General features: G+C 36.9%; 6 protein-coding genes. 1 reads left to right on the top strand and 5 read right to left on the bottom strand.

The annotated features are described in order from the left end of the window. Positions 1-261 (top strand): peroxiredoxin (locus ACIQ6Z_RS08540; RefSeq protein ID WP_396210474.1); only part of this gene is annotated, 261 nt, incomplete at its 5' end. A 59-nt stretch (positions 262-320) separates the two neighbouring features. Here the strand turns inward: ACIQ6Z_RS08540 and ACIQ6Z_RS08535 are convergent. Genes ACIQ6Z_RS08535 through ACIQ6Z_RS08515 form a run of 5 tightly spaced genes read right to left on the bottom strand, consistent with a single transcriptional unit; the run spans position 321 to position 6616 of the window. After that, entirely contained in the window at positions 321-2111 is a 1791-nt protein-coding gene (locus ACIQ6Z_RS08535) for an acyl-CoA dehydrogenase family protein (RefSeq protein WP_396210473.1), read from the bottom strand. A 12-nt stretch (positions 2112-2123) separates the two neighbouring features. Beyond that, a complete protein-coding gene (locus tag ACIQ6Z_RS08530) occupies positions 2124-3311 on the bottom strand; it encodes an acetyl-CoA C-acyltransferase (protein WP_396210472.1) in 1188 nt (395 codons plus the stop codon). A gap of 60 nt (positions 3312-3371) precedes the next feature. Continuing rightward, positions 3372-3728, bottom strand: a complete 357-nt coding sequence (locus ACIQ6Z_RS08525; RefSeq protein WP_396210471.1) for a four helix bundle protein — start codon at positions 3726-3728, stop codon at positions 3372-3374. Between the two features lie 45 nt (positions 3729-3773). Continuing rightward, entirely contained in the window at positions 3774-6164 is a 2391-nt protein-coding gene (locus tag ACIQ6Z_RS08520; RefSeq protein WP_396210470.1) for a 3-hydroxyacyl-CoA dehydrogenase NAD-binding domain-containing protein, read from the bottom strand. Between the two features lie 11 nt (positions 6165-6175). Next, positions 6176-6616 (bottom strand): MarR family winged helix-turn-helix transcriptional regulator, encoded by a 441-nt coding sequence (locus tag ACIQ6Z_RS08515; RefSeq protein ID WP_396210475.1) that lies wholly within the window; start codon positions 6614-6616, stop codon positions 6176-6178. Positions 6617-6625: the final 9 nt, after the last annotated feature.

Genomic DNA, 6625 nt, shown 5'->3' with positions numbered 1-6625 from the left:
TATGCCCTATTGGGTGTAAGTGCTGATAGTGCAAAAGCACAGTTGAAGTTTGTTGAAAAATATGACTTGCCTTTTCCATTATTAGCCGATGAGGAAAAATCGGTTATTTTAGCTTTCGGTGTTTGGGGTCCAAAAAAATTCATGGGTAAAGAATACGATGGTATTCACAGAACCACTTTTGTTATCGATGAAAAAGGCAGTATTGAAGAAATAATTTCAGATGTTAAAACTAAAGCACACGCCGCTCAGATTTTAAAATAGCAAAAAGCCATTCGCATTGCGAATGGCTTTTTTAATTAACTAAACCAATCAATCGCCTATTAATAAGCGTATTTATTTTCATTAATAATTTTAGCTGCAATTTTTTCACGAAGTGCAATTACGTTCGGCATGTTCGTATATTTTGTAAAACGTTTCAATCCCATTAACATCATGCGTTGTTCGTCACCCTCAGCAAAAGAAACAATTCCTTCTTTTCCTTTTTGACTAATAATATCTACGGCATGATATAAATACAACTGGGCCATGGCTATTTGCTCTTGTACTTGATCTTGACCAACTTTTTTAGCCAATTTTTCTGTACGGAGTAATGTACTTTCTGCCATGTAAATTTCGATTAGTATATCTGCCGCTGCCATTAACAACTGTTGATGCGCTTCTAATTCGGCACCAAATTTTTGTACTGCAGCACCAGCCACCATTAAAAATACTTTTTTCAATTTAATGATCATTTCTTTTTCTTCTGCAAATAATTCAGAATAATCAGGAATATCAAAAGAAGGAATTCCCATTAATTCTTCGGCAACCGACATGGCCGGACCTATTAAATCAACATGACCTTTCATGGCTTTTTTGACCAACATACCCACCGATAGCATTCGATTTATTTCATTGGTTCCTTCATAAATTCTAGCAATACGTGCATCTCTCCAAGCGCTTTCCATTGGTGCATCTTCTGAGAATCCCATCCCACCAAAAATTTGGATGCCTTCATCGGTACAAGCTTGTACATCTTCAGAAACGGCTACTTTTAAGATAGAGCATTCAATTGCGAATTCTTCAACCCCTTTTAATTCTGCTTCTTGGTGTGAATTTCCTTCTTTAATTCTAATGTGTATTCTGTTTTCAATATCTGCTGCTGCTCTGTAGGTAGCACTTTCTCCTGCATAGGAATTGGTAGCCATTTCTGCAATTTTAGCTTGAATGGCACCAAAACTTGAAATAGGTGTTTTAAATTGTACACGCTCATTGGCATAATGTACTGCTCCAGTAATGGTTCTCCGTTGTGCTTCTAGACAGGCTGCTGCCAATTTAATTCGACCAACATTCAAAGCATTCATTGCAATCTTAAAACCTTCGCCACGACCTGCCAACATGTTTTCTACCGGCACTTTGGTTTCGTTAAAGAAAACTTGTCGGGTAGAGGAGGAGCGAATGCCTAATTTATGTTCTTCATCACCCATTGAAATTCCATTTGATGGATCGTTTTCCACAATGAAGCCTGTAATGTTTTTGTCGTCTTCGATACGAGCAAAAACGATCATTAAGTTGCAAAAACCCGCATTGGAAATCCACATTTTGCCACCCGTGATTTTATAATGCGTACCATCTTCAGAAAGCACCGCTTTTGTTTTACCTGAATTGGCATCCGATCCAGCACCTGGTTCTGTCAAACAATAGGCACCAAACCATTCACCTGATGCTAATTTAGGAATATATTTTTGCTTTTGTTCTTCGGTTCCGTATAAAGTAATAGGTAATGTTCCAATACCAGTATGCGCTCCAAATGCTGTTGAAAACGAACCTGTAGCACCTGAAATATAATCACAAACTAAAACGGTATTTACAAATCCCATTTCCATTCCACCATAAGCTGCGGGTACGGCTACACTTAAATAACCTAGTTCGCCAGCTTTGCGCATGACATCTTCGGTTAATGCAAAATCTTTTTTCTCAAAGCGCTCTTTATGGGGCCAAATTTCTTTGTCAACAAATTCGATTACCGAATCGCGCATCATGATTTGTTCTTCGTTGAAATCTTCGGGTGTGAAGATGTCTTCACATTTTGTTTCTTTTACAAGGAATTGTCCTCCTCTAATCGTATCTGACATAACGTTTATTAATTAATTTAAAAATTCAAAAACTCCGGCTGCCCCTTGCCCTGTTCCTACACACATCGAAACGATTCCGTATTTGTTATTTCGTAATCGCATTTCGTCAAACAATTGCACGGTTAGTTTAGCACCCGTACAACCTAGTGGATGGCCTAGAGCAATCGCCCCACCGTTTACGTTAACGATATCCGGATTTAAGCCCAATTCTCTTACAACGGCTAACGATTGTGCGGCAAATGCTTCATTCAATTCAATTAAATCGATTTGATTTAAGGCTAATCCAGCTTGTCTTAACGCTTTTGGAATGGCAGTAACCGGACCAATTCCCATAATTCTTGGTTCTACACCAGAAGCAGCATAGCTTACCATTCTAGCGATTGGTTCTAAGTTTAATTCCTTTACCATTGCTTCGCTCATGACTAATACAAATGCAGCACCATCACTCATTTGTGAAGAATTTCCAGCCGTTACAGATCCATCAGCAGCAAATACAGGTTTTAATCCTACTAATGCCTCTACCGAAGTTCCAGCACGTGGACCTTCGTCTTTATTTACAATGTATGATTTGGTCTCTTTTTTTCCGTTTTCGTTTACAAATGTTTGTTCCACTGTGATAGGTACAATTTGTTTATCAAATTTACCATCGGCTTGTGCTTTTAGAGCTTTCATGTGCGATTGAAATGCAAATTCATCTTGGTCGGCACGAGAAACATTAAATTGTTTTGCTACAGCTTCAGCCGTTAATCCCATTCCCCAATAATAATCTTCATGACCCGCTGCAGTAATTTTATAATCGGGAGTAGGTTTATAACCTCCCATTGGGATGTAACTCATGCTTTCGGCACCCCCAGCAATGATGCAATCTGCCATACCCGATTGTATTTTAGCGGTCGCCATGGCAATTGTTTCTATACCAGAAGCACAATAACGGTTTACGGTAACCCCTGGTACATCGGTAATTTTTAATCCCATTAGTGAAATCAATCGTCCAACGTTTAAGCCTTGTTCTGCTTCTGGCATTGCATTACCAACCATTACATCATCGATACGTGTTTTGTCAAAATCTGGCAGTTGCGCCATCATAAATTCGATGGTCTCTGCCGCTAATTCATCAGGTCTTTTGAATCGAAACAAGCCTTTTGGAGCTTTTCCAACTGCTGTTCGGTATCCTTTTACTATGTATGCTGTTTTACTCATAGTTATCTTTATTTAGTATATTGTATATTGGATAATGTATATTGGATAATGTATATTGGTTTATTTCGAGTCAATCGTATTTTGTAATTTTATTATCATGTTTTGAATATGTTGTATTTCAGATTCTAAAAATTTAAAATCAGTTTCCATTATATAACCTAAATTTTTGCATATTATAAGCTGGGTTTCAAATTCAAATGCAGAACCCAAAGAAATTCCAAGAAAATTGCTAAAATCTTTATCCGTTTTTCTACCACAACCCTCTGCAATATTAGATGGAATTGAAACAGCACATCTTCTTATTTGAGACGTTAAACCATAAATTTCTTCTTTAGGAAATGATTGAGATTTTAAATATGTTTCCGTAACTAATTCAATACCTTTTTGCCAAACATTTAATTCTTTAAAATAATTCATAATACCCAATTTACATTATACAATTTTACAATATACATTATACAATTAGTTGCGTAACGGTTTCCCTTTGGTTAACATGTACTGAATGCGTTCAAGCGATTTTCGTTCTCCGGTTAATGACAAGAAAGCTTCGCGTTCTAAATCCAATAAATATTGTTCACTAACTAATGTGGGTTCTGATAAATCGCCACCCGCCATAACATATGCCAATTTGTTGGCAATTTTTTTATCATGTTCGGATATAAAATTACCCGCTTGCATTTGGTCGGTTCCAACCAAGAACATTCCTAAAGCTTGTTTTCCTAGTACTTTGATGTCTTTTCTTCTTACAGGTTGTGTATACCCTTGTTCTGCCATTTGTAAGGCTACTTGTTTTGCTGTAGCGATTTGTCGTTCTTTATTTACCACCACTAAGTCTCTTCCTCTTTGTAACACTCCAATATCAAAACCTTCATAGGCAGAGGTAGCAACTTTAGCCATCCCAACGGTTAAAAAATACTCTTGTAATACGTTTAATTCCACATCGTTTTTACGGAATAAATCCGATGCTCGCAAAGCCATTTCTTTAGAACCACCTCCACCTGGAATTACACCTACGCCAAATTCAACTAAACCAATATAGGTTTCAGCAGCAGCAACGGCTCTATCCGAATGCATGACCAATTCACAACCACCACCAAGAGTCATTCCATGCGGTGCAGCGATTACTGGAATTGCCGAATAACGACAACGCATCATGGTATCTTGAAACATTTTGATGGCCATATTTAACTCATCATATTCTTGCTCAACAGCCATCATAAAAATCATACCTAAGTTGGCTCCAACAGAGAAATTTGCACCTTGATTTCCTATAACCAAACCATTGTAGTCATTTTCAGCGAGGTCAATGGCTTTGTTGATGCCTTGTAAAACACCTGCGCCAATTGAATTCATTTTAGACGTAAATTCTAAATTGATGATGCCATCACCTATATCAGTGATGATCGCTTCATTATTGTTCCATATTCTTTTAGTATCTCTAATATTATTTAAGATAATGAAAGCATCTTGTCCCGGAATTTTTTCAATCGATTTATGGAGAATAGAGTAGTAGTAAGTTGCGCCTTCTTGCAGGGTATAGAACGAAGTGATTCCAGAAGCGATCATATCCAATACCCATGCCGCTGGTTGATATCCCTCGGCTTTCATTAATTCGATTCCTTTTTCAACACCTATAGCATCCCAAATTTCAAAGGGGCCATTTTCCCATCCAAAACCGGCTTTCATGGCATCGTCAATTGTATAAAATGCATCGGAGATTTCAGGAATTCTATTCGAACAATATTGAAACATTGCCGCGAAATTTTTTCTATAAAACTCACCCGCTTTATCTTTTCCGGTAATTAATATTTTAAAACGATCAATTGGTTTCTCAATCGTTTTTGTTAACTCTAATGTGGCAAAAGACGCTTTTTTATTAGGTCTATATTCTAATGTGTTTAAGTCTAAAGTTAGAATTTCTTTACCTTCTTTTTTATAAAAACCTTGTCCAGTTTTGCTTCCCAACCATTTGTTTTCCATCATTTTACCGACAAAATCAGGGAGTTGAAACAATTCATGGGCTTCATCTGTTGGGCAGTTTTCGTAGATTCCATTAGCTACATGTACTAAAGTATCTAAACCAACCACATCAACGGTTCTAAAAGTAGCCGATTTGGGACGTCCAATTACTGGTCCGGTTAATTTATCGACTTCTTCAACAGTTAATCCCATTGCTGCCACTTGGTGGAATAAACTTTGAATACCAAATATTCCAATTCTATTTCCAATAAAAGCAGGTGTGTCTTTTGCAACAACGGAAGTTTTTCCAAGAAACTTTTCACCATACCCTTTTAAGAAATCTAATACTATATTAGACGTTTTAGGACCTGGAATAATTTCAAATAATTTTAAGTAACGTGCGGGATTAAAGAAGTGTGTTCCACAGAAATGTTTTTGAAAATCCTCACTTCTTCCTTCACTCATAAAATGTATTGGAATTCCGGAAGTATTAGATGTCACTATAGATCCAGGCTTTCTGAAGGTATCGATTTGTTCGAATACTGATTTTTTAATTTCCAAACGCTCCACTACAACTTCAATAATCCAATCACAAGAGACTATCGATGGCATATCATCTGTAGTGTTTCCCGTCGTAATTCGAGAAGCAAAGCTCGGATGATAAATGGGGGAAGGTTTTGATTTTAGTGCATGGGACAAATGATCGTTTACCACTCTATTTCGCACTTTTTTAGATGTCAGTGTTAGTCCGTTTTTTTCTTCGACTTCCGTCAATTGAGATGGAGCAACATCTAGTAATAGTACCTCAACTCCAATATTTGCAAAATGGCATGCAATACCACTTCCCATAATACCCGAACCAATAACGGCAACTTTCTTTATATTTCGTTTCATTAGGAATAGGATTATTTGTCTTTGAATATTTTTTTATCAGCTATCAGCTGGTTTATAATTTCGGCTACTTCTACAAAGTTTTTAAGCTGTTCTTCTGAAATATGTTGTTTTAAAGTATCGTTGAATTGAAGCACTGTATTTTTTGATAATTCTCTCTTTTCTTTTCCTTCCTCGGTAAGATAAAGTAAAACCCCTCTTCCGTCAGACGGATTTTTCTTTTTACTTATGAGTTCCCTTTCTTCAAGCATTTTTAAGGTACGCGTAAGACTTGTAGCTTCCATTCCCATTTTTGGTGCTAATGAAGTAGAAGGCGTGCCCTTTTCTTTATCAATACTTAATAGAGTATACCCAGTTGCCATTGTGGCACCATATTTTGTAGCTTCTTCATTATACATTCGTGCAATTGCTTGCCAAGTCGATTTTATAATGTAATCTATCGTTTGATCTTTCATGGATAAGTA

The organism is Flavobacterium sp. (assembly GCF_044376915.1).
Lineage (GTDB): Bacteria > Bacteroidota > Bacteroidia > Flavobacteriales > Flavobacteriaceae > Flavobacterium.
The sequence above is the reverse complement of the archived record's forward strand: the minus strand, read 5'-3'. Positions and strand labels throughout refer to the sequence as shown.